The organism is Arthrobacter gyeryongensis, from assembly GCF_039543785.1.
GTDB classification, from domain to species: domain Bacteria; phylum Actinomycetota; class Actinomycetes; order Actinomycetales; family Micrococcaceae; genus Arthrobacter; species Arthrobacter gyeryongensis.
This window is the reverse complement of record NZ_BAABKK010000006.1, coordinates 18,770-43,317: the sequence shown is the minus strand read 5'-3', so window position 1 is coordinate 43,317 and position 24,548 is coordinate 18,770. Positions and strand designations below refer to the sequence as shown.

The following is a 24,548-nucleotide window of genomic DNA, read 5'->3' as shown; positions in this document are numbered from 1 at the left end:
TCGCCTAAGTGGCCGGGCGTGCCCTCAGCCTTTCCAGTGCTGCTTCCCGGCGTGCCGCCCCGCGCCGTTCGTCAATCACGATCGAGAGAGCCAGAGCCGCCACAATGACCATCATGCAGACAGGAACAGAGACGTCCAGGGCGGCCAGGCCCACACTGCCGCCGAGCAACACGACCACGAGGGCTGTGACTCCGAGGAGAGCGCGGTCGAAGCCCAGCAGGTAGCCATACAGCGAACTCAGGGCTACCTTGAACAGGGCCACCGGGACGGCGATGGTGGCTACTACAACGGTGGCGCTGATGTGGGCAGAATGATCGATGAAGAGGGCCGCCACATGAAGTCCGCCCCCAGTAGCGGCGATCGACCCAAAGATGAACATGTGACCGTATCCGAAGGCGAATGCCCGGTGCCGTTGGTGATGCAGGGCGTGGCCGGACGGAAGGATGAAGTAGATCCACCACATTCCAAAGGCCAGCCCCGTACCGCCGAGGCCTACGAGAGCGGCATCAACGGACCAGCCGTGAAGGGCCACGATCGCCCGAAGGGATTCGATGGCGCCGATCAGGCACTCGCCCAGGGCGATGATGGCCAGGAGCCCGTAGCGCTCCGCGATGTGGTGTGCGTGCCACGGTGTCTTGGCTTTGCGCTCGGCGATTGTCGGCGTCGCCATTTCCAGCAGGAAAAGCGGGGCGGCCATGAGGAAATTCGTCAGGATGTCGGCGTGGACAATCAGCACCGCCACCCAACCGATCTGCGCCACCACCAGGAACTTCGCGTAGGTGAGGCAAGCACTTCGGCGCTCCGGATCCTGCTTCGCCGCCCGCAGCCACTGGAACACCAACGCCAACCGCATGATGATGTAGCCCAGCACCATGGTGGAGTTGTCCACGCGGTGGCCCTCATCGAGCGATTGGAACATCGGTTCGATGCCCATGGCAAGGATGAGTACACCCACCATTTGCACCATGGTGACGACCCGGAAGACCCAGTCGTCCGTGTCATAGGCGCTGGCAAACCACGAGAAATTGATCCAGGCCCACATGACGGCAAACATCGCGAAGGTGAAGCCCATGAACCCGGGGCCGAAACGGGCCTCGGCCAGCTCGTGCGCGAACTGGCTGCCGGCAACCCCAAAGGCGATAACGAACGTCAAGTCAAAGAAGAGTTCCAAGGGTGTGGCGGTGCGATTCAGCTCCTGGGGATCGCGCCCACCCATGCGCGAAAGTGCATGGCGCAATGGATTCATGGACATGGTTCAGGGTACCGCGGGGAGGCCTCCGGAGTCCCGATCCTTGGAGAGAGCACCCGGGTTCCTCTTGGCCCACAACAGCAGCCCGATGTACGTCAGGTCGAAGACGCTGCACAGGACGCCAATGCCCAGAATGAACAGTGAACTCTCGAGGATCCCAAAGGTGATGGTGGGCGCCAGGGTTCCGATCCACTTCGCTACAGCGATCACCAGGGATTGGCCCCGCAGGCTGCGTCGGGCAGCGAACATCGCAATAAACAGGCCTGGCATCAGCAGATTCTGCAGGAAAGCCGCGTACCGGGACGCGGGATCCCAATCGAATTCGGTGATGAAAAGCCATTGCACGGCGAACGACGCCAGGCCCAGCAGGACCGCCCATCCGATGAACAGCGGCCGTGTGACAAATCCAGGAAGTTCCCGCCTGCCGAACGCGAAGAACGTGTACACAATCGCGACGTCGGCCAACGCCCAGGCAATGTTGATGACGCCCTGCACGGAGAGCCTCGTGCTGAGCGAATGCACTGAGTAGATGACCTCCCACGCGAAGTTCAGACCAAGCGCCGCTGCCGGGATGGCATATGTCTTGTCGCGAAACCCGATCCGGATCGCGCAAATGTAGACCGTCGTCCAGGCGACACCGCTCAGGATGGTCAGAAACAGGTTCACGGTTCCTCCTTCTCCAACGCGGGGTCACTTAGCGCCCATCCGGGGCCTGAACATGGGCCGTAAGTGACCCCGCGTTGCTCTAAACCCGGGCGAGAGAGTCGATGTCCTCGAGGAAGTCCTGGTGGACTTCGTCGCTGACGGTGGTGCGGGTGTCGGCGATGGCGTCGAGGTAGTCCTGGGTGACCGGTCCCTTGCGGGCGTTCGACGCCGGTGCGGTGCCCCCTGCGGAGGCGCCGGCGCCGTCGTCGTACACGGCTTTTTCCAAAGCGCGCTGCGAGGCGCTGCGTGCCGCGTACTCGATGTCGGCGGGGGAGAAGCCTTCTGTCCGCGAGACCAGCAGCGCCACATCGACGGAGTCCACCACGCTGGCCGGGATGAAGCGCTGCCACATGGCTTCGCGGGCGTGGACGTCGGGCAGGCCGATGGGGATGACGTAGTCGAAACGGCCGTGGCGCAGGAAGGCGGTGTCCAGGGCGCGGATGAAGTTGGTGGCGCACACCAGCAGGCGGCCGGGCTGTTCGCGGAAGGCCGGGATGATCTTGAGGAGTTCGTTGGTGACGCCCTGCAGCGGGGACGGCGGCTCGCCGGAGCGCTGGGACGCGATCTCCTCCACTTCGTCGATGAACACGACCGCGTGCTCCAGTTCGGCGATTTCCAGGAACGTCTCACGCAGGGCGCCCGCCAGGCCCTTGGGATCGGAGGCCAGCCGCGAGGGGAAGACCTCCACGAAGGGCCACTCAAGCCGGGACGCGATCGCCTTGGCGAACGTCGTCTTTCCGGTCCCGGGCGGCCCGAAGAGAACGACTGCGCGCGGCGGCACCACTCCGTATTGATCGGCGAGGTCGGCCTCGGCCAAGGGTAGGACCAGCCGGCGTTCGAGCAGCTCTTTTTCGCGGCGCATGCCGGCGACGTTTTCCCACAGGTCCCGGGCCAGGATGCGGCCGCCGAGCTGGCTCAACGGCTCGAGTTCCTGGCGTTGGACCGGGATGGTCCGTTCGAAGTAGTGCAGGTTCTGCTTCAACAGGAAGCCGCGGCCAAGGAACGCTTCAACGCGGGTTTCGGACTCCGGCATGAGGGCCGAGAGTTTGTTGAGCCCGTGCGGGGTCATCCGGTTCTCGACGGCGGCCAGCAGCGAGGTGCCGATCCCTCGGCCGCGGAACTCGGGCAGCGTGGCCAGAAAGACGATCCAGCCCTGGTCATGGGCCGCGCGTCCGACGGCGGCACCCACCACCTGCTCGCCCTGCACCGCCACCACGGCGTGGTCCTTCTCGCATGACGCGAGGACCTCGGAGAGCGCATAGACCGGGTCCACGTTGTCCGCTTTGAGCGACTCCCACAGGTGCAGGATGCCGTCCATGTCCGACGAGTGGAAGTCCCTGATACGCCAATTGCTCATGCCCTGCTCCTTGGTGGATCGCCATCGATTGCCTGGTGTTGAGCATAGGCGAATCAGTGGCGTGGAGAGGTTGCGCGGGCGTTGCGTTACGTGCCTACCCCACCGGGCGCAACCGCAACCCCTGCATGCCGCCGTCGATCGCCAAGGACGTGCCCGACGTCGAGCCGGACAGCGGGCTCGCGAGGTAGGCGACGGCACCCGCTACCTCGGCTGCTTCGACCAGGCGGCCGTGCGGTTGGCGGGCGTTGAGCGCGGCGCGCTCGGCGGCGGGATCGGCGGAGGATTCGAGGAGCCTGCCCACCCACGGGGTGTCTACCGTGCCCGGGTTGACGCAGTTGACGCGGATCCCTTCACGGACATGGTCGGCCGCCATGGCCAGCGTCAGCGACAAAACAGCGCCCTTCGACGCCGAATACAAGGCCCTTTGCGGCAGCCCGGCGGTCGCGGCTATGGAGCACGTGTTGACGATCGCGGCCGCGGGCGACTCGCGCAGGTACGGCAGGGCCGCACGGCTGACGCGGGCGATGCCCACCACGTTGATGTCGAGCACGCGGTGCCATTCGTCGTCGTCGTTTGCAGAGATGTCCCCTTGTGCGCCGATCCCTGCGTTGTTGACCACCACGTCGAGGCGGCCGAACTTCCGGACGACGGCGTCGACGGCGGCGCGCACCGAGGCATCGTCGCCCACGTTGCATTCGACCCCGAAATGCGGGGTCCCGGAGGGGTTGAGGTCGAGCACGGCGACCTGCGCCCCGCCGTGGGCGAGTCGCTCCGCGATGGCCGCGCCGATGCCCGACGCCCCGCCGGTGACCAGGGCTACGAGCCCCTCGAACTCGGTGCTCACCGCGTGGCCTTGTCAGTTCCTATTGCTGCTAGCGAAGCTGCGTGGGCTCTGTAGAACTTCTGGCGCTGGCGGCCGAGCCCTTCTACCTCGAGCTCCACCACGTCGCCGGGTTGGATGTACGGGAAGCGGCCGGAGAGCGCCACCCCTTCCGGAGTGCCGGTGAGAATGACGTCGCCGGGCTCCAAAACCATGTATTGGCTGAGGTGGTGGACCACGGTAAGGGCATCGAAGATCATGTCCGAAGTGTCCGACGATTGGCGGATCTCGCCATTGACCCAGGTGCGCAACGCGAGGTGTCCGGCGTCGAGCTCATCCGCGGGAACCAGCCACGGTCCGAGGGGAGTGGACTGCGGAAGGGACTTGCCTTTGGTCCACTGGCCTGCGGCGCCGGGCAACTGGTAGTCGCGCTCGGACAGATCGTTGGCGACGACGTAGCCCGCGATGCAGTCCGCAGCCTCGTCCGTGCTGGAAAGGTATGACGCTTCGCGACCGATGACAATTCCGAGTTCCACCTCCCAGTCGTACTTTTCCGACGACGGCGGAATGGGCGCGGCGTCGAACGGGCCACTGACCGTATTGCTTGGCTTCAGGAACACTACTGGTGATTCCGGGGGCGTGGCACCGGATTCGGCCGCGTGCGCGCTGTAGTTGAGGCCGATGCAGACGACGTTTCCAGGCCGGGCGACGGGCGATCCGATCCGGAGGCCTTCGGCCGATATCTCGGGCAGATTCCCGGCCGCAAGGGCTTCCCGGGTGCGTGCAATTCCGTCGGTGGCGAGGAACTCTCCGTTGATGTCCTTCGTCAGCGGGTCGAGGCTGAAGTATTTTTCGGTACCGTTGGCGTCTTGGGCGATGACAACCGGCTTTTCATTTCCGGCAGTGCCCAGCCGGGCGAATTTCATGTTCATGTATTCCTCCGTGCTCTGGCTCTAACATCCGAGCTCTAGTCTGCTGTTGCTCTCCATAATACGGAAATGTGACCCATTGACAATGCAGACATCGGATGTTTACGCTCTTCCCAGCAAACTACCTGCTGCCAAGCAAGGAGCACAATGAGCGTCATCACCGCGGTGGACACCTTCGATATCCGCTTTCCCACCTCACAGGAACTGGACGGATCGGACGCCATGAATCCGGATCCGGACTATTCGGCGGCATATCTGGTGATCCGTACCGACGCCGGTGACGGTCATGAAGGCCACGGTTTCGTCTTCACCATCGGGCGCGGCAACGAGGTGGAGGCGGTGGCGATCGGGGCACTCCGCCACCACATCCTGGGCCGCAATGTCGAAGAATTGCTCGGCGACATGGGCGGCACCTGGAAGCTTCTTGCCCACGATTCGCAACTACGTTGGCTCGGTCCCGAAAAGGGCGTGATGCACATGGCGATCGGCGCCGTCGTCAACGCGCTTTGGGACCTCAAGGCCAAGCGGGCCGGGCTCCCGCTGTGGGAGCTGCTTTCCGGAATGAGCCCCGAGGAGATCGTGGCACTCGTGGACTTCAGGTACCTCAGCGATGCCCTCACGCCCGAACAAGCGCTGGGAATATTGCGGAGGGCGGAGCCGGGGCGCGCCGCCCGCAGGGCAGCGCTTCTCACGGAGGGATACCCCGCCTACACCACGACGCCGGGCTGGTTGGGTTACAGCGACGACAAACTTGTGCGCCTGGCCAAGGAAGCCGTGGCAGACGGTTTCGGGCAGATCAAGCTCAAGGTGGGGGCCTCGCTGGAAGACGACATCCGGCGCGTCCGCACGGCCCGCGACGCTGTGGGGCCGGATATCAAGATCGCCGTGGATGCGAACCAACGCTGGGACGTCCAGGAAGCCATTGACTGGATGGCACACCTGGCGCCCTATGACATTGCCTGGATTGAGGAACCCACCAGTCCCGATGACGTCCTCGGCCATGCCGCGATTGCCCGGGGCGTGGCGCCGATCCCCGTGGCCACGGGTGAGCATGTCCAGAACCGTGTGATGTTCAAGCAGATGCTGCAGGCCGGATCCCTGCAGGTCTTGCAGTTGGATGCGGCGAGGGTCGCGGGAGTGAACGAGAACATCGCGATCCTCCTTCTTGCCGCGAAGTTTGGCGTCCGCGTCTGCCCGCATGCAGGCGGAGTGGGTCTCTGCGAGGCCGTCCAGCACTTGTCGATGTTCGATTTCGTGGCGGTTTCCGGCGACAAGAATGGTCGGATGATTGAGTTCGTCGACCACCTGCATGAGCACTTCGTTACTCCGGTGGATGTCCACGACGGCTGCTACTGGCCGCCTTCGGCGCCCGGTGCCGGCGGTGAAATGGTCGCTGGCACGCTGGCCGACTACAGCTTTCCCGACGGCCCGATGTGGGCCGGGGGATCCAATCCTTTGACTCCACAGCAATAACCTTTATCGAAATTCCTCGAAAGCACAGTTCCCTACTGAAAGCACGTGGTAAAAGATATGCGCAAAGAAGCGTTTGTGGCTGGTGCCTTGGCACTTGGCCTTATTGGACTCACAGGCTGCGGGGGCAGCTCGTCCGGCAGTACCGCAGACGGCAAGACCGCCATGACCTGGGCCATGTGGGTCGGCGGCACGGAAGACCAGAAGAACTGGGAGAAAGTTGCCGATGACGTCAGCAACACCCTGGGCGATGTGAAGATCACGCTGCAGGGCTCCACCTTCCAGGACTACTTCACCAAGATGAGCACCCAGCTCAGCTCGAACACGGCCCCGTGCCTGGTGGCGGTCCAGAGCCTGCGAACCGCGCAGCTCAAGGATGGCATGCTCCCGCTCGATGACCTCGTCAAAAAGAACAACTGTTCGGCTCGGAATTCCGCTGGCAGAACTATCAGGAGGCCCTGAACTACATGCCGTTCCTGCGCTTCATGGGCAACGGCCTGTTGGTCTCAGCGGCTGGAACGGCACTCACGCTGGTGCTTTCGGCATTCTCCGGATACGCCTTCTCGCGGCAGCGCTGGCGGGGACGGAACCTCGTGTTCATGGTGTTCCTCGCAACCCTGATGATTCCCCAAGAAGTACTGATCGTCCCGATGTTCGTCATGATGCAGAAGGTGGGCTGGGTGAACACTTTCCAGGCACTCATTGTGCCCTGGGCATTCACGGCATTCGGCGCATTCCTGCTCCGGCAGTTCTTCCTTGGCGTACCCCAAGAACTCGACGACGCGGCCAGGGTGGACGGCGCGGGAACCCTCAGGACGTTCCTGTTGGTCATGCTTCCACTGGCCAGGCCCACCATGGCTGTGCTGGCGGTCTTCAGTTTCATCAGCTATTGGAACTCGTTCCTATGGCCGCTGGTGGTGATCAATGACGTCAACAACCTCGGTACCATTCCGCTCGGGCTGCAGATGTTCTTCGGCCAGCAGGGTAATCAATGGCACCTCGTCATGGCCGCCTCCGTGATTTCGATGGCTCCCACCCTTTTGCTGCTGATCCTCCTGCAGAAACACCTCGTCAAAGGCATCGTCACGAGCGGCTTTGGCGGACGCTAACGCGTCACCTCCAAGGCCACGCAACGCTCAACAACCCAAAGACCCGCAACAACTTTGAAGGAGTAACCACCAATGATCGCCCAAGCACCTTGGTTCACGGAGTCCCGGTTCGGCATGTTCGTCCACTGGGGCTTGTATGCCCTGCCGGCCCGGCACGAGTGGGTCATGAACCGCGAACGCATTCCTGCCGAGGAATATGAGAAGTACTTCCAGCATTTCAACCCGGATCTCTACGATCCCCGGGAATGGGCCCATGCTGCGAAAGACGCCGGCATGAAATACGTGGTGCTGACCACCAAGCACCACGAAGGCTTCTGCCTCTGGGATTCCGCGCTCACCGACTACAAATCCACCAAGACTCCGTCCGGCCAAGACCTGGTGGCCCAATACGTCGAGGCGCTGCGGGAGTTCGGCCTGAAGGTCGGTTTCTACCATTCACTCATTGACTGGCACCACCCGGATTTCACGATCGACGGATTCCACCCCGAACGGGACAACCCCGACGCCGAAAAACTCAACGAGGGCCGCGACATGGCCCGCTACCGTGAATACCTCCATGGCCAGGTGCGCGAGCTGCTGAGCAACTACGGCCAGATTGACTACCTCTTCTTCGACTTCTCCTATACCAGCGAGGACCACAAGCACATTTGGGGCGGCAAAGGCCGCGAGGCGTGGGGTTCCGTGGAACTCTTGAAGATGGTCCGGGAACTTCAGCCGGGCATCATCGTCAACGACCGCCTGGACATTCCCGGCGACTTCGCTACGCCCGAGCAGTACCAACCGTCCGGTCCCATGGTGGTGGACGGCGTCGAGGTGCCTTGGGAGGCATGCCAGACCCTGAACGGCAGCTGGGGCTATGACCGGGACAACCTGGACTACAAGTCGGTCGATCTGCTGGTGCGGATGCTTGTGGATGGGGTGTCCAAGGATGGCAACCTGCTCCTCAACGTCGGTCCCACGGGTCGAGGGAATTTCGATCCCCGCGCTGTGGAGTCCCTCCGCGGCATCGGCGACTGGATGAAGCTGCATTCCCGGGCCATCTACGGAGCCGGACCCGCGGCCTGGACTCCGCCCGCCGACACCCGGTACACGCGCCGCGGGGACCGACTTTACGTGCACTTGTTTGCGTGGCCGTTCGAATACGTCCACCTCCCCGAACTCGCCGGCAAGGTGGAATACGCCCAGCTGCTCAACGATGCCTCCGAAGTCGCGATGCTCGAGATCTCACCGGACCGGGCGGCAATCAACACCACCCCTGGAGGACAACCGGCCGGTACCCTGACACTGAAGCTGCCCGTCCAGCGACCGGATGTGGCGGTGCCCGTCGTCGAACTCTTCCTGAAGCCCGGGGTGTAGCGTGCCGGAAACCATCGCCCTGCACACCCGGCTCAAGCCGGGTGCCGAGCAGGACTACGCAGATGCCCATGCGGGGATCCCCGCCGCGCTCGTTGCCGCATTGAAGGCGGCCGGCGTGGGAAATTGGCGGATCTGGCGCAGTGGCCAGGACCTCTTCCACCTCGTTGAGGTGGCGGACTACCAGTCCATGCGCCGGGCGCTCGCAGACCATCCGGCCAACGTCCCGTGGCAAGCGCGCATGGCGGAGCTTCTTGAAGTCCAGGATGACTATTCCGGCAACGACTCGGGCATCCCCTTGGTATGGGAGCTGGCATGAGCGGCACGCGATGGGACGGCCAGCTGGGCAAGCTCGGCTTCGGCGCCGCCGGCATCGGCAACCTGTACCGTGCCATGCCGGACGCCCAGGCCACAGCCACCGTCAACGCGGCCTGGGACTCAGGGGTCCGCTACTTCGACACCGCCCCGCATTACGGCTTGGGGCTGTCCGAGCGCAGGCTCGGTGCGGTGCTCAGGGAGAAACCCCGAAGTGAGTTCACCGTGTCCACCAAGGTGGGCCGGTTGCTGGTGCCCAATGCGGCCGGAGCCAGCGCGAAGGACGACGAAGGTTTCGACGTCCCGGCAACGAGCAAACGCCAGTGGGACTTTTCCGAGACAGGCATCCGCCGGAGCATCGAGGAATCGCTCGAACGGCTCGGCCTGGACCACGTGGACATCGCCTACCTGCACGATCCAGATGTCCACGACCTCGCCAAGGGAATCAAGGAAGCCCTGCCCGCGCTGGAAAAGCTGCGCGGGGACGGCGTGGTGAAGGCGATCGGCGTCGGGACCAACTCGGCGGAAGCCGCACTCGAATGCGTCGAGGCCGCGGACCTGGACCTGGTGATGCTCGCCGGCCGGTACACCTTGCTTGAGCAGCCCGGTGTTCCGCTCCTGGACCGCTGCGTGGCGCGCGGCACCGGCGTCGTCAACGTGGGCGTGTTCAACTCCGGCCTGCTGGCGCGACCCGAGGTCCCCGAGGATGCGCACTACAACTATGCGCGTGCCCCGCGCGCGCTGGTGGAGCGTGCGCGGGCGCTCGCCGGCGTGTGCCGCGACTTCGGAGTGGAACTCCCGACGGCGGCACTCCAGTTCAGCCTGCGACACCCGGCCGTTGTGAACGTGACGGTGGGGGCCAGCAGTCCGGAGCAAGTGTCCACCAACGCAGCCCGGATGAATGATGATGTGCCGGAAGAACTGTGGGCGGCTTTGGCGGGTGCGCCGGGTGATTGATTCGCACCTGCATCTGTGGGAGCTTGCGCCGGATCCAGCTGGCGTCGCCCCGCGCCCCTACTCGTGGCTCGGGCCGCAGCACGGCGGACTGTTCCGCAGCTACGGCGAGGCCGAGGCCCGCGAATCCTTGGCTGCAGCGGGTGTCGGTGGAGCGGTTCTCGTCCAGGCTGACGACACCGTCGCGGATACCGAGTCCATGCTCGCCGTCGCCGACCGCAACGCGTGGGTACTCGGCATCGTGGGCTGGATTCCCCTCGACAAGCCGTCCGAAGCGGAGCTGGAGTTGGATCGGTTCCTGGGGAAACCCGCGTTCCGGGGCGTCCGGCACTTGGTCCATAACGACTCCAGGGACGACTTCTTCGAGTTGCCTACAGTCCGCTATTCCTTGCGAATGCTCGCCAGCCACGGATTGGCGTTCGACGTACCGGACGCCTTTCCGAGACACCTCGGGCGTACGGTTCAGCTTGCCCGGGAGTTGCCTGAGCTGACCATTGTGCTGGACCATCTCGGGAAGCCGCCGCTGGCCGATGCTGCGGCGATGGACTCGTGGCGTGCAGATTTCCGGGCCTTGGCCGAGCTGCCCAACACGGTGGCCAAGGTATCCGGCCTGCATTTGCCGGGAGTCCCGTACACGGCGGAGGCCTTGCGTCCACTGTGGGACGAGGCGCTGGAGGCTTTCGGTCCGGAACGGCTCATGATCGGCGGCGATTGGCCCGTCAGTACCTTGGGTGCACCGTACGGCCGCACCCTGGAAGTGCTGCTGGAACTCGCCGGGGAACTCACTTCGGCGGAGCGCCGGGAGTTCCTTGAGGGAACCGCGGTGCGGACGTATGGGCTTCAGCGGCTCACCGATGCAAGCTAGAGCGCCTGGCGCAGCCAGGTCTCGACGCCGCTGATGTGGACCGTGACGAGTGCCCTGACCAGCTCGGCATCGCCGCGTTCCAAGGCGTCCGCGATGGCCTTGTGCTCGGCAAGGGTGTGAGCCACAGCCTTTTCCTGGGTCAAGCCGCGCCAGATGCGGGCCCGGACGGTGCTGCTGGAGAGGGCTTCGAGCAGTCCGGCGAGGTAGTCGTTTCCGGCGGCTTGGGTGATGATGCCGTGGAATTCGAGGTCGTGCGCGACGAGTTCTTCGACGTCGGTGTTCTCGTCGATCCCGTCCATCGTGGCGCGCAGGGCCGTGAGCGCCGCCGGGGTCATCTTGCCTGTGGCGATGAACGCGGTGGCGGGCTCGAGGATTCGTCGGACCTCAAAGAGTTCCAGGATGGAACGGTCCTGATGGAGGTCCACGACGAACGCCACGGCCTCGTTGAGCAATTTGGCGTCAAGGCTGGTGACGTACGTGCCGTCCCCACGCCGCACGTCCAGGACCCGGATGAGTTCGAGGGCCTTGACGGCTTCACGCAGGGAGCTTCGCGAGAGCCCGAGCCGCTCGCTCAGTTCCTTCTCCGGCGGGAGGCGGTCCCCGGCCTTGAGTTCCCCGCGGATCAGCATGTCCTTGATCTTGCTGATCGCTTCATCTGTGACAGCCATGGCTACATCCTAATGGCGAATGATCCGATGTTTGGCAGCACGACGGCGGCACCCGGGTTCCGCGCGAACGGAACCTCAGGTGCCGCCGTCGGGCACTCAGTACTGAAGGGTCTAGATCCTGTCCTCGGCACCGGCCACCGGCAGGTTGGCGATCACGGGAGAGCTGCCCGTGAAGCCGTCCCGGGCTGCGGCGATCTCGTGGATTTGCTTGCGGCACATGTACCAACCAACCACAATGAGCGCACAGGCGATGGCCGTAACCAGCATGGTGAGCGGAGAGTCGATGAACACCATCACCAGCACGCCCACCAGGAACAGCAGCGAAAGGTAGCCGGTGTAGGGGGCGCCGAACATCCGGAAGGACGGACGCTTCAGCCAGCCCTTGTCGGCCCAGCGCTTGAGCTGCATCTGGCACAAGACGATGGTGGCCCACGTGACGATGATGCCCACGGAGGCGACGTTGAGGACGATCTCGAAGGCGTCGGACGGTACGAGGTAGTTCAGCGGAACACCGAGCAGGGAGACGCCGGCCGTGATGGCGATGCCGCCGTAGGGGACGCCGGCTTTGTTCATGCGCTGGGCGAACTTTGGAGCGGAACCGGCCACGGACATGGAGCGCAGGATGCGGCCCGTGGAGTACAGGCCGGCATTCAGGGAGGACAGGGCAGCGGTGAGGACCACGAGGTTCATGATCACGTCCACGCCCTGCACGCCGATGTGGCCGAAGAAGGTCACAAACGGGCTGACGCCCTTGACGTAGGAGGTGTACGGCAGCAGCAACGCCAGCAGGATGACGGAACCGACGTAGAAGACGGCGATGCGGAAGACCACCGAGTTGATGGCCTTGGGCATGATCTTCTCGGGGTTCTCCGTCTCACCGGCGGCGGTGCCCACAAGCTCAATCGAGGCGTAGGCGAACAGCACGCCCTGCATGAGCATGATCATGGGCAGCATGCCGGTGGGGAAGATCCCGCCGTGGTCCGCGAGGAGGCTGAAGCCCACTTCCTGGCCCGGTACCGGCGTGCCGAAGATGACGAAGTACGTGCCGATCACCAGGAACGCCGCCAGGGCAGCCACCTTGATCAGGGCGAAGTAGAACTCCATTTCGCCGAAGACCTTGACCGAGACCAGGTTAAGGCAAAGCACCACCAGAAGCGCGATAAGTGCCCAGGCCCACTGCGGGACGACGCCGATCCAAGGGACATATTTGCCGAAGAAGTTCATGTAGAGGGCAGCGGCCGTGGTGTCCACGATGGTGGTGGTTGCCCAGTTGATCCAGTAGAACCAGCCGGACACAAACGCGGCCTTCTCGCCGAAGAACTCGCGGGCGTAGGAGACAAAGGAGCCCGACGACGGGCGGTGCAGCACGAGTTCGCCAAGGGCGCGCAGGATCAGGAAGGCAAAGAAGCCGCAGACCGCGTACGCGATGACGAGGGAAGGGCCCGCAGCGTTGAGGCGGCCGCCGGCACCCAGGAACAGGCCGGTGCCGATGGCACCGCCGATTGCGATCATCTGGATCTGACGCGGCTTCAGGCTCTTGTGATAGCCCTTGTCCTCGGCGTGGAGGAGCTTTTCAGTGGAGTGCGCCTGCGGAGGGACCGTGTGGTCCGTGATGGGTGCATTGGTCATGGGAATCCTTAGGGGGTGTCCTGTTGGGGGTCCGGATCTTGCCGTCCGGCCTGTTTCTTCGCGCGTTCAGGCCCGACGGCGGCTGGTGAGGGGCGCCGTCGTCGGACGCCCTGCGCGGCGCAGCCTAATTGCTGAGGTTGGCCAGGCGTTCGGGGCGGAGGAGCTCATCGAGCTGCTCCGAGGTCAGCAAGCCGTGTTCGAGAACGAGCTCGGCGACGCCCTTGCCGCTTGCCAGCGCTTCTTGGGCGATGGCGGTGGCGGAGGCGTAGCCAATGTGCGGATTGAGTGCCGTGACGAGTCCGATCGACTGCTCTACCGTGAGACGCAGGTGTTCGGTATTCGCGGTGATGCCCCGGATGCAGCGCGACGTGAGTGAGCGGCACGCGGCTTCCAGGTGGGAGATGCTCTTGTGGAGGCTGTGGACAATAATCGGTTCGAAGGCGTTCAGCTGGAGCTGTCCGGCTTCGGCTGCCATGGTGACGGTGACATCGTTGCCGATGACTTCATAGGCCACTTGGCTGACCACTTCCGGGATCACCGGATTGATCTTGCCTGGCATGATGGACGATCCCGACTGCACAGCCGGGAGGTTGATCTCGCCCAGTCCCGCACGCGGTCCGGAGGACAGCAAGCGGAGATCGTTGCAAATCTTGGAAAGCTTGACGGCGACGCGCTTGAGCACGCCCGAGAGGTGGACGAACGCGCCCACGTCCTGGGTGGCCTCGATGAGGTCGACCGACGTGACGAGGGGCAGGCCGGTGATCTCGGCCAAGTGCCTGCAGGCTGCTGCGGCGTATCCAACGGGGGCGTTCAGGCCGGTTCCGATGGCGGTGGCGCCAAGGTTGATCTCGTGGATGAGCAGCTGGGACTCGGCCAGACGCGCCCGGTCCTCGCCCACCGTCACGGCGTAGCCGCCGAATTCCTGGCCGAGGGTCATGGGGACGGCGTCCTGCAATTGCGTGCGGCCCATTTTGACCACGGTGCGGAATTCCTCGCCCTTTTCCGCGAACGCGATCTGGAGTTCCTGAAGAGCCGAAAGAAGGCCCTGGACCGAGAAGATGGTGGCCAGATTGACAGCGGTGGGGTACACGTCGTTGGTGGACTGGCTCAAGTTGACGTGGTCGTTCGGGTGCAGCCTGGCGTAGTCGCCCTTGGGGTGGCCAAGGATTTCAAGGGCCCGGTTGGCAATGACCTCGTTGGCGTTCATGTTGGAGCTGGTGCCGGCGCCGCCCTGGATAACGTCCACCATGAACTGCTCGTGGAGCTTGCCGTCCAGGATGTCCTGGCAGGCCTGCTCGATCGCGTCCGCCCGTTCGTCGTCCAGGAGGCCGAGCTCGCGGTTGGTGCGGGCGGCGGCAAGCTTGACTGCGGCGAGCCCCTTGACGAGGTTGGCGTTGCTGGCCAGCGGGTGGCCGGTGATGGGGAAATTCTCGATGGCACGCAGCGTGTGCACGCCCCAGTAGGCATCAGCAGGGACGTCGCGGTCACCGAGGAGATCATGTTCCGAGCGGAAACCTGGAATTGTCGTGGTGGGCACGGCAGATGTCATTGCTGTCCTTAGGTCTTTGTGCTTGTTTGGCTGCGTCAGTTGGACTCAGTCGAAGTCAGTTGGATGCGAGGAAGTTCGCGGCACGGAGCACGCCAACAGGGTGGCCGCCGCCCAACACAGGTGGACTGGCGAGGGTGGCGAGCTGGCCGCCGTCGAGCCCTAGTTCCTCAAGGATGCGGACGGCGACGGGCATGCGGGCGCGATCGCCGCCGTCGGAAATCTTGATGGCGACGCCGGTGCCGTTCCGCAGGCCGATGAGCTGGAGGCCCTCGAAGCCGTCCTTGGCGAGTAGCCCGGGAACCGTACGCATGATCGCTGTGACGTCGCGGCCCTCGCCGGCCACCATCTCGGGGAATGCGCGCATGGCGTGGGCTACTTGGCCTTCCGCTTCTGTGCTGTCCGCAGCCGCCATGTGGCCATAGGCCCGGGCCATTCCGTGCAGGCTATGGGCAAACAGCGGGGTGCCGCAACCGTCCGTGCTGATGGCCGCCGCGTCTTCGCCCGTGAGCTCGGTGATGGTGTCCTTCACGAGCACCTGCAGGGGATGCTCGGGATGCAGGTAGCCCTGGACAGGCCAGCCATTGATCACGCACGTGGCGGCCATGGACGCGTGCTTGCCGGAACAGTTCTGGGCGAGCTGGGTGGGCTTACCGCCGGCGCGGAGCCATTCTTCGCGCTCGGCGGTGCCGTAGGGGAGGTCGGTGCTGTTTTCCAACGCGCTTTTATCCAGGCCGTGCATTTGGAGGATACGTGCGGCACCGTCGAGGTGCATCGCGGCGCCGGAGTGGCTTGCGGCGGTGAGGGCGAGGAGGTTATCCGGGAGCTTGAGTCCCGCGCGGAGCATGGCGACCGCCTGCAGCGGTTTGAGGGAGGACCGCGGGTAGAACGCGGCGTCGGGATCGCCCGCTTTGAGGAGAGTTTCGCCGTCCGGCCCGACGGCGATCAGGGAGCCGTAGTGGATGCTCTCGACCAAGCCGTCGCGGGTCTGTTCCGCGAGGGGGACGTGGTGCGGGGTTGCTGGAATGGTTGCCGCCGGGGTGGTTGCGGGCGTAGCGGTGCGCATTGCATGCGGGGTGGGCATGACTTCCTTCAGTTGGTGGATCATTTGCTGAGGATGGTGTCCAAGGCAACGCTGACGGCGCTGAGATGGTCGGCCATGGCGGCTTCGGCGGCTGGGGCGTCGCCGGCTTCGATGGCTTCGACGATGCGGAGGTGTTCATCGTCTGAAACATGCTGGCGGTCGGCCACCATGTTCAAGGTTTCGGATTGATGGGCCAGGGCCTCTCGGATGTCTGCGACAACGCTTTCGAAGACCTTGTTGCCGCTTGCGCGGGCAATGGCAGAATGGAAACTGGCGTCGAGGCTGACCCAGGTCTCAGGGTCGGTCTCGGCCGCCATTGAACCCACGATTTCCTTGAGGTGTTCAAGTTCCTCCGGGCTGCGGCGTTTTGCCGCCAGGCCGGCTGCCGGGACTTCGATATGGGGGCGGGCCTCGTTGAGGTCGCGTGCCGAGTACTGGCCGAGTGTGAGGTCATTGGCCACCCGGTCCGCGACGACGAACGTGCCTTTGCCCGTCTTGGTGACTGTCAGCCCGAGCGCAGTGCAGGAACGGAGCGCCTCGCGGATCACCGAACGGCTTACCCCGTACTGCGCGGCCAAGGTGGCTTCAGAACTGAGTTTGGCCCCCACTTCCACGGTTCCGTCTTCAATGTCCTGGCGGATGGCGCTGAACACGGCTTCCGCTGCACTGAAGCGGGCGAGGGGCCGGGAGCTTGATGGCCGCGCCACTTGGGCCGCCCGGGGGACGGCGCCGCTTGTGGCGGTGCGCTCGCCAGCCGCAGCTTTCTGGCTGACGGCTGGCTGTCCAGTGGCGGCCTGTCCGGCTGTCCGGCTGTCTGACAGGTTCACTCTACGAATATGGCACGGGTCACAGGGTGGTGTCAAGATTCGCTGGCTTGTTGGGTGGGCCTCGGCTTAAAAGCTGAATGCCCCATATTTAATTGTCTGACGCTCTTATGGCGGCGAGTTGGTTGATTTCTAGAGGCGGGACCGGGCGTTAACTTAATTGTTATGACTACCCTGGCGAAAATCTCGGTGCGATGAAGCCCATCGAATTTCCCGACTTCCTGTTCAGCTCTCCGCTCGCCAAGGCCATCATCGAGCTTGAACGGATACGTAGCGACATGGGCGAGGGAACGGCTCATCCTGCGATCTTTTCGCAGTTGAAGGACCTCTTCCAGCTGATGTCGAACATCATGAGTGCGCGCATCGAAGGAAACCGCACACCGATTGTCGACGCGGTGGCGGGCGTGGAACGGGCCGATCGCTATGGCGACGTGCAGCAGAATGATGGTGTTCAAGAGATCGTCCATTGCAACAAGCAACGGCCTTCGTCGATGCATCGGTTAGCCCGGGAACTACGCTGACACACGGACTTGTTCGGGCTTGAATCCGCTTTCCCGAGTTCCGCTGCCACGCGTAGCCAGAACATCCGTACGCTCCTTGATCGAGGCGTCATCGAGCCGATTGGCGACGGTAGGAGGACTTACCGCCTCCGCCTGGTTCCGAGTGAGTTGACACCATTGCTGATATGGCGCCTCGACCAGATGGGATTCCTGCCCCAGATATTGAGAGAGCCTCAATAGGCCAGTCGGTCGAACCGGCATTCGTGAGGCGAACGAACTGCTGCCGGAGCATAATTACTCCCATGGCCAACCGTCCGCGCGGGGGATGGGATTCAACGACACAGACAGCACCACCCATCACAGTGGAGGTGCCGGTCCTCGGTGTCGGGGCGGGACCTGCGGACTATGAGGAGTTGGCGCGTTACGTGTTTGCCTTGCGCAGGCAGCGGGGATTGCACATGACGCTATTGCATTTGGGCGTCCTGGATGACTTTTGCCGGGACGTGGCTGATTGGACCAAAGGCAACACCAGCGCCGATTCGGCCCTGCTCAGGACCGTCGCGTGGCTTGAGGCACTGCCCGTACTGGAGGCCTTCTCCGGCAGCGCCGAAAGGCTGATCGTCCTGGGCAGCGGCGGAGTGTGCGGACTGGAAGTAGATGTGCCCGCCTCGGTGCATGACTTTCAGGTCTCCCTTGTACACGCGCTTCATGAACTCCTGGATGAACTGCTTGTCGACAACATCGACGACTTCATCCTCAGCTCCCCTGCCCTTGGATTCCGCTCGCCTCGCTGGGTACCCCATGTGGCTGTGGGCAGGCCATTGCACAGGGGCCGCGGACCGTGGGAGATTGGCCAGGTGGGAGTTGACTTCGGCGAATCGCGGATCAGGAACCGCCAGCATTTCCCTCAATTGCCGTAGTGGTACCTGCAAGCGGCGATAAGCACTTCGACGCCATCGTCAGTTTCGACGAACTTGTACACCAGGCGATGTTCGTCCGTGATGCGCCGTGACCAATACCCGTGGAAACCATGTTTCAGGGGTTCAGGCTTGCCGATGCCCTCATTGCCGTGCCGGGCTATGTCCTGTAGCAACCCGTTGATTCTCTTTAGCGTCTTGCGATCTTGGGATTGCCACCAAACGTAGTCGTCCCACGCCGCTGAGGACCAGATCAGCCTCATTCAACGATATCCCGGGTCACGCCTCGGCCAGCTTCCAGTTCCTCGATGGACGACAGGATCCTTTGCGCGTTGGCTGGACTGCGCAGTAAGTAAGCGGTCTCACGGAGGGACTCGTAGTCATCACGAGAAACCATGACGACGTCTTCCTTGCCTGGCCGGGTAATGATTACTTCTTCGCGGTCATTCGTGACGGCGTCGAGAGTTTCCTTGTAGTGGGCTCGAGATTCCGAGTAGCTGAGTGTGCGCATGGTGATCTCCCTGAGTTGCGTACAGAATATTGTACGCCGATTTTTTGCTCGACCTGGAATTCTTATCCGTTGCCTCTCAGCCGGATCGTTCTGGCATGGTGGATGGCGGCCAGCGCAATCGCGCTGGCCGTGAGCCTGAGGGCGTGGACCCTGTACCAGCGCTTCAACAGGGGCTTGCGGTGCGCCTCGTCGAGCGGCTGGGGGCTGAAGAACAGCTTGGGGTTGACGGATCGAAGCAGGTACGCCGTAGCGGCCGCGCCCGTGATGGAGCTGGCGGCACCCGCAATCAGCCAAGGTCTGCTGTCGGAATGCTTCCACCCGGCGACCAGGGCAGCGACGGCGGCAGGGGCACTGAGTGGCGCGACCGGCGCGTAGTAGCGCCCGGGGCTTCCCGCTCCAAAGGGGGTTCGGGGGAGTTCGCTGCTCGCTGCCGAGGCCGCGACCCGGTCCGGGATTTTGACGATGGCCTCATAGAGATTGCCGAAGAACCAGTGTGCGTGGGTGAACTCCGCGACACCCAAGAGCCGGTCAGCGAACACATCCCGACGGTCTGAAGAAGTCTGTCCCATGCCCACAATCTACCGCCGATGCTCAGCGCCGGACATGGGGTCCGCCTTCCACGCCACCCGCCCGGGTTATATCGTCAGCACCATCGCCGAGTACCGTGAGGCCAAACAACCGGCACGATGGAAGGGAGCAGCCCTTGGACAAGATCCGCATGATTTTGCCCGCGAATGTGCGCCATCGTTCCGGGGGAAATATCTACAACGCTAGGCTGGCTGAAGCCCTCCGGGGCCTGGGCACGGAGGTCTCGGTCTGCAAGCTCGACGGCGACTGGCCTTCGGGGAGTACCGGAGACCGGAACCGCTTTGCAGCTGCACTTACCGGAGAGGAACCGGCCATCTACATTGTCGACGGCCTGATTGCCTCGGGTGCACTCGCGGAAATTGAGAGCGCAGCCGCTGCCGGGCGCCGTGTCTGGGTGCTGCTCCACATGCCCCCTTCCGGGGAGAATCCAGTAGAAACGAGCGCGCTGCGCGCAGCGACAGGTCTTCTCTGCACAGGTTCCCGGACTGCCGAAGCGGCCAGAACCCTGGGCCTGGGCAACGTGCACTTGGCGATCCCCGGTGTGGATCTCCCATCGAAAGCACGCCCGAGTTCGCGAGACGCTGGGGCGGCACCGCATTTCATCATGGTGGGCGCGCTGCTCCCCAATAAGGACCAGATCCTATTCGTCGACGCGCTGGCACGGATCAAGGACCTGGCGTGGACAGCGGCGCTTGTTGGCTCCACAAAAGCAGACCCCTCCTACGCCGCCGCCGTGCGGGAGCGTATCCTCCGGAATGGACTTGAAAAGCGGGTGGAAACCACAGGTGAGCTTTCCGGCCCGGCCTTGGAAGACCAGTGGCTCCGTGCTGAACTCAGTCTCTTGATCTCACATTCGGAGTCCTTCGGCATGGTGGTCCAGGAATCCCTGGCTCACGGCATACCGGTAGTCGTGCGCAAGGGAACCGGCGCCGTCGAAGCGCTCGGCGCCCACGGTGCCGGTGAAGCGATCGATCTCACGGCAGGAATCGGATCGTTGGAGAAGCTCCTTCGGAGATGGCTCGGCGACCCTGCCCTGCGGGAGGGATGGCGGGCGGCAGCCGAGGCAGCCAGCAGTGTGTTGCCTCTATGGGAAGACACCGCAAGGGAGGTCCTCCGCGCCGTCACACGGGCGTAAGGGCTTCCCTATAGATGCTGGATGCCTGCCCGCTGCATGGCGTCCCGGTAGGTTTCGATGTTCTTGGCCAGGAGTTCCTGCTGCTTCGCCTCGGACAAGGCAAATGCCCGTCCCCCGAGCGCGCTTGCCTTGTAAACCTTGATCCCGTGCTGCCGGAGCGGCGAGTGGTAGGTCTTCTCAAAGAGCGCCAGGAAGGCGGCTGCCTCCGCGCCGTGAGCGACGACGGCGGAAACTCTCTTGTTGATCTTGAGGAACTGGCGGAACGGGCGGAGCCCGTCGGTCTTCTCCTGTGCGCTCAGTGCCGGCGGCAGTTCCGGGTCGCGGACCCAGGGGTAGCAGTTCCACGGCATGACATAACGGACGTCCAAGTCGGCTGAGTCGTAGATCAGCTGCGCACGTCGGGCGGCGTCGTCATCGTTGAGGTGCGATACGAAACCCGAGGTGGGGGCCCGCCCTGGGCTGGTCTGGAGGGTGACGATCCGGCACTCATCTTCGTCATGCACCGGATCGATGTAAGGCACGGTGGAACCGGGCCTTTTGGCCATCAGTTCGTCGCACAGCTGCGTCACCGCAGCAATGTTGGGCTCCTGTAGCAAAGCCCTTTTTTCGTCCCAGTCAATGGTCACGTTCTCTCCTTCGGCAGCGCGGCGTCCAGAATCGGCGTCCCTTGCCACTTTACGCCGTCGCTTTACGCGTCGCTCACGCTCCTGCAGAGCCGAGGGACAAAACTGCGCGACGCCGGGCCTTGCAGCGAGCTTCCCGTCCCGCTTTTCCGCGGGCTACTGTCCCTTCAGCTTCTGCATATCGCGCCGGTCCTTCTTGGTAGGCCGTCCTGCGCCGCGATCGCGCTGCGGCAGCCCGAGGGCGGGCGCGGCGGGGCGCTCCGGAGTGTGGTCGGTAAAGCAGTGGGACGCAGCTTCGGCCCCTACCCTCTTGGCAATGAGCCTGCGGACCTCAAGGATGCGCTCGAAGCCGGGCTGCCGGACACGGATGGTGTCGCCGATAATCACGGACTGCGAGGCCTTGACCGGGTTCCCGTTGATTCGCACGTGTCCCGCCCTGCAAGCGGTCGTCGCCGCGGAACGGGTCTTGTAAGCGCGGATAGCCCAAAGCCAGGCGTCAATGCGCACATTGCCGGATTTTGATGCTTGGGCGGAAGTCGGAAGGCTAGTCATGATTGCGAACGAGTATAGTCGGCGCGCGGCCTGGGCTGTTGTCCGCGAAGCCGATTACCGGCGTCGAAGTTCCGCGTATTCAAGGTGCGGGACGACGGTCCCTGCGTCGCGCTCCAGGAAGTTGGTGCCGGGCGCCACGATCTCGTCAATGGCATCCAAGGCTGCTTCGTTGGGGACAACATCCGCGGCCTTGAGGTAATCAACCAGATGGTCCTCCGTGCGTGGACCGATGACCACGCTGCTGACGGCCGGATGATTCAGGGCGAAGCCGACTGCAAGCTGAACCAAGGTGAGCCCATGCCGTTCGGCGACACGGGCCAAGGCATCGGCTGCCAGGAGTTTGTTCCTGTTGAAAGGTGCCAAGACGTCGAAGCGCCCGGGAACGGCCGACGCGCGGGAGCTTGCGGGCTGGGGGACTCCCACGCGGTAGTTCCCGGAGAGCCAACCGCCGTCGAGCGGTCCGTAGCTGAGCACGCCAAGGTTGTACTGCTGCGTGATCGGGAAGACGTCGCGCTCATTCGCCCGGACCAGCAAGGAATAGGGCACCTGATCCACCACCGGCGGTATGAGGTGGTTCGTGGTGGCGATCCACTGTGCCTCCACGAGCTGCGACGGCGTGAACACCGACGTTCCGTAGTAGAGGATCTTGCCCTGCCGGATGAGGTCGTTGAGGGCCGTGATGGTTTCCAGGACGTCTGTGTTGTAGTCCGGACGGTGCGCTTGGTAAAGGTCGATCCTGTCCGTCTTCAAGCGGTTCAGGCTGCCTTCCACGGCTTTCATGATCCAGCGCCGGGAATTTCCTGCGTGTGCTGGATTCGGACCCATTTGTCCGTGGAACTTGGTGGAAAGGAAGACGTCATCCCGCCTGCCATGGAGGGCCCGGCCCACAATAGCTTCTGCCTCGCCCTGGGAATAGATGTCAGCGGTATCGACACTCGTGATACCGGCGTCCAGGGCCGCATGGATAATGCGGATGCTTTCTTCGGCGCCGGTGGGCGCCGAGCCCGTCCCGAGGTTGAGGGTTCCCAGGGTAAGGGGGCTGATCAGGGCGCCTGTGCGTCCCAAGGTTCGAAGCTCGTTGAGGCTCATCTCCGGCTTCCTCCGTGAAGAATCAAGGCTGTGCAATGGATTGACACGACGCTACACATGTCGTGGCCGGGGCACTCGAAAAACGTACAAATTCTTCGTTTTTCGTATTGCGGGGTAACGAAAACAAGGCATGACGAATTATTAATTGACTTCAATCGACACGCGAATACACAAATATTGCCGTTATCGGCATCCAATGAATTAGTAGAAAGGCAGGCACGAAACTACAAAGAAAGGAACCCGCCATGACCCAGGTAACGGTGGATGGAGCCGCCTCGATCAAGCAGGCGTTCGCGCAATTTCCCTCAGGCGTGGCGGCCTTCAGTGCCATGGTCGGCTTCGCGCCGGAGGCCCTGGTGGCATCGAGCTTCACAGTGGGAGTCTCGCTCGAGCCGCCGCTGGTCATGTTTGCGGTGCAGAAGTCCTCCACGACATGGCCCAAGCTCCGGCGCGCCCCGCGACTGGGTGTTTCCATCCTTGCCCAGGGCCAGGAAGCGGTGTGCCTGCAGCTCTCCTCGCGGACCCAGGACCGATTCGCTGGCCTGGCGACCTCAACGAGCGACGCCGGTGCCGTGTTGATCGATGGTGCAGCGCTTGTACTTGAATGCGAAGTAGTCTCCGAAACCCCCGCGGGCGATCACGCGATCGTCCTCCTCGAAGTGAAGTCCGTGGAGATCAACCACGACGCCGAGCCCCTCATCTACCACGGGGCCGGGTTCAGGCAATTGGCCGCGTGAGCTTGGTCGCGGCCCCAACTGACTAGCAGTTGTTGTCGTTATCGGGCGTCAAAACGACAACAAATGCTAGTCAGTTGGGTCGGCCGGGCACTGCGGATTGGGTCAGTCGGGGGACTGCGGGGCGCTAGGCGCGGGGGCGGGCCCCGGCAGAGGCTGTCACGCGGCCGGAAGAGACAGGCTTGCCGCCGTGGGGGTCTCCCCGGTGTTCGCGGACCGCCGTGCCAGTCCCGGACGACTCCGCGACGTTCCCTTCAGCGGGTTCGTCGGAAGCCGCCGGTTCCGGGCCGGAGGCTGACGCTTCCTCAGCCCGTTCAGCTTCGCGTGCTGCAGCCCGGGCATCAGCCTCGGCGACAGCGGCAGCCCACTGGCTGTTCAGGACCGGAGGATCCTGCTTTACCGCAACCACAAAAGGATGTTCCTTCGCCTGGGTTGTGGCCACGGCGGTGGCTGTGGCCGCGATACCGTCCTTGATCTGGGCAGGCTTGGGCCACGTCCGTGGGTTTACCAGCGACTTCCATGGGACGTTCCGGACAGCAGACCACGACGCCGACCACAGCAACCTTGTGGTCCCAACGATTCCAAGACGCGGCTTCCGGGGAACGGATGGCTCGGCGCCCAGCAAGGCGTCTTCCACCGTCGTCGATTCCTCGGAATCCGACGACGGTGCGGGGGCGCGACGAGGCCGCGCGGGCAAGTGCACCACCGGCACGGCGTCGCGTTTCGGGAAGATCCCCACCATCGCGAGCAGGATGATCCAAGCCAGCTTCGCGACGCCGGCCAGCACCAAGGTGACAACCATCAGGAAGGCCAAACCAAGGAACATCAGCAAAGCCAACCCGAGCGTTCCAAAAAAAGTCAGATTGAGGCCAAGTGTTGTTGGATCCTCCACGTAGCCTCCTCGAGCCAGAGTTGTGGGGTGGACGCCGCAACCGTAGGTCTGCGCGCATGTCATCTAGCCTAAGGGCGAAATGTTAATGAATCATCCGCCAAACTCCGGCTCGCCAAGGTTGTTTCGAAGC

28 protein-coding genes are annotated in these 24,548 nt (G+C 63.6%); 11 read left to right on the top strand and 17 right to left on the bottom strand.

Annotated features, from left to right (window positions below; all coding sequences use genetic code 11):
• Positions 1 to 4 precede the first annotated feature (4 nt).
• The 5 genes from ABEA18_RS04070 to ABEA18_RS04050 all read right to left on the bottom strand — a co-directional run bounded on the left by ABEA18_RS04070 (position 5) and on the right by ABEA18_RS04050 (position 5,063).
• Positions 5 to 1,252, bottom strand: a complete 1,248-nt coding sequence (locus tag ABEA18_RS04070) for a low temperature requirement protein A (protein ID WP_345448040.1) — start codon at positions 1,250 to 1,252, stop codon at positions 5 to 7.
• Between the two features lie 3 nt (positions 1,253 to 1,255).
• Positions 1,256 to 1,915 (bottom strand): transmembrane-type terpene cyclase, encoded by a 660-nt coding sequence (locus ABEA18_RS04065; RefSeq protein ID WP_345448039.1) that lies wholly within the window; start codon positions 1,913 to 1,915, stop codon positions 1,256 to 1,258.
• 79 nt (positions 1,916 to 1,994) lie between these two features.
• Positions 1,995 to 3,311 carry an ATP-binding protein gene (locus ABEA18_RS04060; protein WP_345448038.1) on the bottom strand — a complete coding sequence of 439 codons (1,317 nt, stop codon included), beginning with the start codon at positions 3,309 to 3,311 and terminating at the stop codon, positions 1,995 to 1,997.
• Positions 3,312 to 3,405: 94 nt separating this feature from the next.
• Positions 3,406 to 4,155, bottom strand: coding sequence for an SDR family NAD(P)-dependent oxidoreductase (locus ABEA18_RS04055; RefSeq protein ID WP_345448037.1), 750 nt, complete (start codon positions 4,153 to 4,155; stop codon positions 3,406 to 3,408).
• Positions 4,152 to 5,063, bottom strand: a complete 912-nt coding sequence (locus ABEA18_RS04050) for a fumarylacetoacetate hydrolase family protein (protein WP_345448036.1) — start codon at positions 5,061 to 5,063, stop codon at positions 4,152 to 4,154. Before ABEA18_RS04050 ends, ABEA18_RS04055 begins: the two co-directional genes overlap by 4 nt.
• A gap of 144 nt (positions 5,064 to 5,207) precedes the next feature.
• Between ABEA18_RS04050 and ABEA18_RS04045 the strand changes: the two genes are divergently transcribed.
• The 7 genes from ABEA18_RS04045 (at position 5,208) to ABEA18_RS04015 (ending at position 11,126) form a co-directional block, all read left to right on the top strand.
• Complete coding sequence (locus ABEA18_RS04045) at positions 5,208 to 6,533, top strand: L-fuconate dehydratase (protein WP_345448035.1); 1,326 nt, start codon at positions 5,208 to 5,210, stop codon at positions 6,531 to 6,533.
• A gap of 57 nt (positions 6,534 to 6,590) precedes the next feature.
• Complete coding sequence (locus ABEA18_RS04040; RefSeq protein ID WP_345448034.1) at positions 6,591 to 6,992, top strand: hypothetical protein; 402 nt, start codon at positions 6,591 to 6,593, stop codon at positions 6,990 to 6,992.
• 5 nt (positions 6,993 to 6,997) lie between these two features.
• Positions 6,998 to 7,639: a carbohydrate ABC transporter permease gene (locus ABEA18_RS04035; protein WP_345448033.1), complete on the top strand. Its 642-nt coding sequence runs from the start codon at positions 6,998 to 7,000 to the stop codon at positions 7,637 to 7,639.
• A 72-nt stretch (positions 7,640 to 7,711) separates the two neighbouring features.
• Entirely contained in the window at positions 7,712 to 8,995 is a 1,284-nt protein-coding gene (locus ABEA18_RS04030; RefSeq protein WP_345448032.1) for an alpha-L-fucosidase, read from the top strand.
• A 1-nt stretch (position 8,996) separates the two neighbouring features.
• Positions 8,997 to 9,311, top strand: coding sequence for an L-rhamnose mutarotase (locus ABEA18_RS04025; protein ID WP_345448031.1), 315 nt, complete (start codon positions 8,997 to 8,999; stop codon positions 9,309 to 9,311).
• Positions 9,308 to 10,264 carry an aldo/keto reductase gene (locus ABEA18_RS04020; RefSeq protein WP_345448030.1) on the top strand — a complete coding sequence of 319 codons (957 nt, stop codon included), beginning with the start codon at positions 9,308 to 9,310 and terminating at the stop codon, positions 10,262 to 10,264. The genes ABEA18_RS04025 and ABEA18_RS04020 overlap by 4 nt, the downstream gene beginning before the upstream one ends.
• The gene (locus ABEA18_RS04015; protein ID WP_345448029.1) at positions 10,257 to 11,126 is read left to right on the top strand and encodes an amidohydrolase family protein; all 870 of its coding nucleotides are present in this window, start codon (positions 10,257 to 10,259) and stop codon (positions 11,124 to 11,126) included. The genes ABEA18_RS04020 and ABEA18_RS04015 overlap by 8 nt, the downstream gene beginning before the upstream one ends.
• Here the strand turns inward: ABEA18_RS04015 and ABEA18_RS04010 are convergent.
• The 5 genes from ABEA18_RS04010 to ABEA18_RS03990 all read right to left on the bottom strand — a co-directional run bounded on the left by ABEA18_RS04010 (position 11,123) and on the right by ABEA18_RS03990 (position 16,880).
• Positions 11,123 to 11,794 carry a FadR/GntR family transcriptional regulator gene (locus ABEA18_RS04010; RefSeq protein WP_345448028.1) on the bottom strand — a complete coding sequence of 224 codons (672 nt, stop codon included), beginning with the start codon at positions 11,792 to 11,794 and terminating at the stop codon, positions 11,123 to 11,125. The two genes, ABEA18_RS04015 and ABEA18_RS04010, sit on opposite strands and share 4 nt — an antisense overlap.
• A 111-nt stretch (positions 11,795 to 11,905) precedes the next feature.
• A complete protein-coding gene (locus ABEA18_RS04005) occupies positions 11,906 to 13,423 on the bottom strand; it encodes an amino acid permease (RefSeq protein ID WP_345448027.1) in 1,518 nt (505 codons plus the stop codon).
• A gap of 124 nt (positions 13,424 to 13,547) precedes the next feature.
• A complete protein-coding gene (locus ABEA18_RS04000) occupies positions 13,548 to 14,972 on the bottom strand; it encodes an aspartate ammonia-lyase (RefSeq protein ID WP_345448026.1) in 1,425 nt (474 codons plus the stop codon).
• 55 nt (positions 14,973 to 15,027) lie between these two features.
• Positions 15,028 to 16,053: an asparaginase gene (locus ABEA18_RS03995; RefSeq protein ID WP_425550479.1), complete on the bottom strand. Its 1,026-nt coding sequence runs from the start codon at positions 16,051 to 16,053 to the stop codon at positions 15,028 to 15,030.
• Positions 16,054 to 16,073: 20 nt separating this feature from the next.
• Complete coding sequence (locus ABEA18_RS03990; RefSeq protein ID WP_425550472.1) at positions 16,074 to 16,880, bottom strand: FadR/GntR family transcriptional regulator; 807 nt, start codon at positions 16,878 to 16,880, stop codon at positions 16,074 to 16,076.
• 191 nt (positions 16,881 to 17,071) lie between these two features.
• Here ABEA18_RS03990 and ABEA18_RS03985 point away from each other — a divergent pair, with 191 nt between their 5' ends.
• On the top strand, positions 17,072 to 17,398 hold the full coding sequence (locus ABEA18_RS03985) for a hypothetical protein (protein WP_345448025.1): 327 nt from the start codon (positions 17,072 to 17,074) through the stop codon (positions 17,396 to 17,398).
• A 281-nt stretch (positions 17,399 to 17,679) separates the two neighbouring features.
• A complete protein-coding gene (locus ABEA18_RS03980; RefSeq protein WP_345448024.1) occupies positions 17,680 to 18,297 on the top strand; it encodes a hypothetical protein in 618 nt (205 codons plus the stop codon).
• On the opposite strand, the gene ABEA18_RS03975 is transcribed toward ABEA18_RS03980, so the two are convergent.
• The 3 genes from ABEA18_RS03975 to ABEA18_RS03965 all read right to left on the bottom strand — a co-directional run bounded on the left by ABEA18_RS03975 (position 18,285) and on the right by ABEA18_RS03965 (position 19,374).
• Complete coding sequence (locus tag ABEA18_RS03975; protein ID WP_284991979.1) at positions 18,285 to 18,557, bottom strand: Txe/YoeB family addiction module toxin; 273 nt, start codon at positions 18,555 to 18,557, stop codon at positions 18,285 to 18,287. The two genes, ABEA18_RS03980 and ABEA18_RS03975, sit on opposite strands and share 13 nt — an antisense overlap.
• Positions 18,554 to 18,805 carry a type II toxin-antitoxin system Phd/YefM family antitoxin gene (locus tag ABEA18_RS03970; protein ID WP_306963534.1) on the bottom strand — a complete coding sequence of 84 codons (252 nt, stop codon included), beginning with the start codon at positions 18,803 to 18,805 and terminating at the stop codon, positions 18,554 to 18,556. Before ABEA18_RS03970 ends, ABEA18_RS03975 begins: the two co-directional genes overlap by 4 nt.
• A gap of 62 nt (positions 18,806 to 18,867) precedes the next feature.
• Positions 18,868 to 19,374, bottom strand: a complete 507-nt coding sequence (locus tag ABEA18_RS03965) for a hypothetical protein (protein ID WP_345448023.1) — start codon at positions 19,372 to 19,374, stop codon at positions 18,868 to 18,870.
• Positions 19,375 to 19,508: 134 nt separating this feature from the next.
• On the opposite strand from ABEA18_RS03965, the gene ABEA18_RS03960 reads away from it, so the two are divergent.
• Positions 19,509 to 20,528, top strand: coding sequence for a glycosyltransferase family 4 protein (locus tag ABEA18_RS03960; RefSeq protein ID WP_345448022.1), 1,020 nt, complete (start codon positions 19,509 to 19,511; stop codon positions 20,526 to 20,528).
• An 8-nt stretch (positions 20,529 to 20,536) separates the two neighbouring features.
• Here ABEA18_RS03960 and ABEA18_RS03955 read toward each other — a convergent pair whose 3' ends face one another.
• The 3 genes from ABEA18_RS03955 to ABEA18_RS03945 form a co-directional block, all read right to left on the bottom strand.
• Positions 20,537 to 21,154: a uracil-DNA glycosylase family protein gene (locus tag ABEA18_RS03955; protein ID WP_059388685.1), complete on the bottom strand. Its 618-nt coding sequence runs from the start codon at positions 21,152 to 21,154 to the stop codon at positions 20,537 to 20,539.
• 153 nt (positions 21,155 to 21,307) lie between these two features.
• Positions 21,308 to 21,703 (bottom strand): RNA-binding S4 domain-containing protein, encoded by a 396-nt coding sequence (locus ABEA18_RS03950; RefSeq protein ID WP_345448021.1) that lies wholly within the window; start codon positions 21,701 to 21,703, stop codon positions 21,308 to 21,310.
• A 54-nt stretch (positions 21,704 to 21,757) separates the two neighbouring features.
• On the bottom strand, positions 21,758 to 22,792 hold the full coding sequence (locus tag ABEA18_RS03945) for an aldo/keto reductase (RefSeq protein ID WP_345448020.1): 1,035 nt from the start codon (positions 22,790 to 22,792) through the stop codon (positions 21,758 to 21,760).
• Positions 22,793 to 23,037: 245 nt separating this feature from the next.
• On the opposite strand from ABEA18_RS03945, the gene ABEA18_RS03940 reads away from it, so the two are divergent.
• On the top strand, positions 23,038 to 23,529 hold the full coding sequence (locus tag ABEA18_RS03940) for a flavin reductase family protein (protein ID WP_345448019.1): 492 nt from the start codon (positions 23,038 to 23,040) through the stop codon (positions 23,527 to 23,529).
• A 124-nt stretch (positions 23,530 to 23,653) separates the two neighbouring features.
• On the opposite strand, the gene ABEA18_RS03935 is transcribed toward ABEA18_RS03940, so the two are convergent.
• Positions 23,654 to 24,418 carry a hypothetical protein gene (locus ABEA18_RS03935; protein WP_345448018.1) on the bottom strand — a complete coding sequence of 255 codons (765 nt, stop codon included), beginning with the start codon at positions 24,416 to 24,418 and terminating at the stop codon, positions 23,654 to 23,656.
• Between the last annotated feature and the right edge of the window lie 130 nt (positions 24,419 to 24,548).

Coding starts and splice junctions, on each gene's coding strand:
- ABEA18_RS03945 (WP_345448020.1), bottom strand. CDS start 22,792: ATGAGCCTCAACGAGCTTCGAACCTTGGGACGCACAGGCGCCCTGATC.
- ABEA18_RS04035 (WP_345448033.1), top strand. CDS start 6,998: ATGCCGTTCCTGCGCTTCATGGGCAACGGCCTGTTGGTCTCAGCGGCT.
- ABEA18_RS03940 (WP_345448019.1), top strand. CDS start 23,038: ATGACCCAGGTAACGGTGGATGGAGCCGCCTCGATCAAGCAGGCGTTC.
- ABEA18_RS04010 (WP_345448028.1), bottom strand. CDS start 11,794: ATGGCTGTCACAGATGAAGCGATCAGCAAGATCAAGGACATGCTGATC.
- ABEA18_RS04060 (WP_345448038.1), bottom strand. CDS start 3,311: ATGAGCAATTGGCGTATCAGGGACTTCCACTCGTCGGACATGGACGGC.
- ABEA18_RS04030 (WP_345448032.1), top strand. CDS start 7,712: ATGATCGCCCAAGCACCTTGGTTCACGGAGTCCCGGTTCGGCATGTTC.
- ABEA18_RS04045 (WP_345448035.1), top strand. CDS start 5,208: ATGAGCGTCATCACCGCGGTGGACACCTTCGATATCCGCTTTCCCACC.
- ABEA18_RS04050 (WP_345448036.1), bottom strand. CDS start 5,063: ATGAACATGAAATTCGCCCGGCTGGGCACTGCCGGAAATGAAAAGCCG.
- ABEA18_RS03980 (WP_345448024.1), top strand. CDS start 17,680: ATGGCCAACCGTCCGCGCGGGGGATGGGATTCAACGACACAGACAGCA.
- ABEA18_RS04020 (WP_345448030.1), top strand. CDS start 9,308: ATGAGCGGCACGCGATGGGACGGCCAGCTGGGCAAGCTCGGCTTCGGC.
- ABEA18_RS04070 (WP_345448040.1), bottom strand. CDS start 1,252: ATGTCCATGAATCCATTGCGCCATGCACTTTCGCGCATGGGTGGGCGC.
- ABEA18_RS04005 (WP_345448027.1), bottom strand. CDS start 13,423: ATGACCAATGCACCCATCACGGACCACACGGTCCCTCCGCAGGCGCAC.
- ABEA18_RS04000 (WP_345448026.1), bottom strand. CDS start 14,972: ATGACATCTGCCGTGCCCACCACGACAATTCCAGGTTTCCGCTCGGAA.
- ABEA18_RS03965 (WP_345448023.1), bottom strand. CDS start 19,374: ATGGGACAGACTTCTTCAGACCGTCGGGATGTGTTCGCTGACCGGCTC.
- ABEA18_RS03970 (WP_306963534.1), bottom strand. CDS start 18,805: ATGCGCACACTCAGCTACTCGGAATCTCGAGCCCACTACAAGGAAACT.
- ABEA18_RS03995 (WP_425550479.1), bottom strand. CDS start 16,053: ATGCCCACCCCGCATGCAATGCGCACCGCTACGCCCGCAACCACCCCG.
- ABEA18_RS03985 (WP_345448025.1), top strand. CDS start 17,072: ATGAAGCCCATCGAATTTCCCGACTTCCTGTTCAGCTCTCCGCTCGCC.
- ABEA18_RS03975 (WP_284991979.1), bottom strand. CDS start 18,557: ATGAGGCTGATCTGGTCCTCAGCGGCGTGGGACGACTACGTTTGGTGG.
- ABEA18_RS03950 (WP_345448021.1), bottom strand. CDS start 21,703: ATGACTAGCCTTCCGACTTCCGCCCAAGCATCAAAATCCGGCAATGTG.
- ABEA18_RS04040 (WP_345448034.1), top strand. CDS start 6,591: ATGCGCAAAGAAGCGTTTGTGGCTGGTGCCTTGGCACTTGGCCTTATT.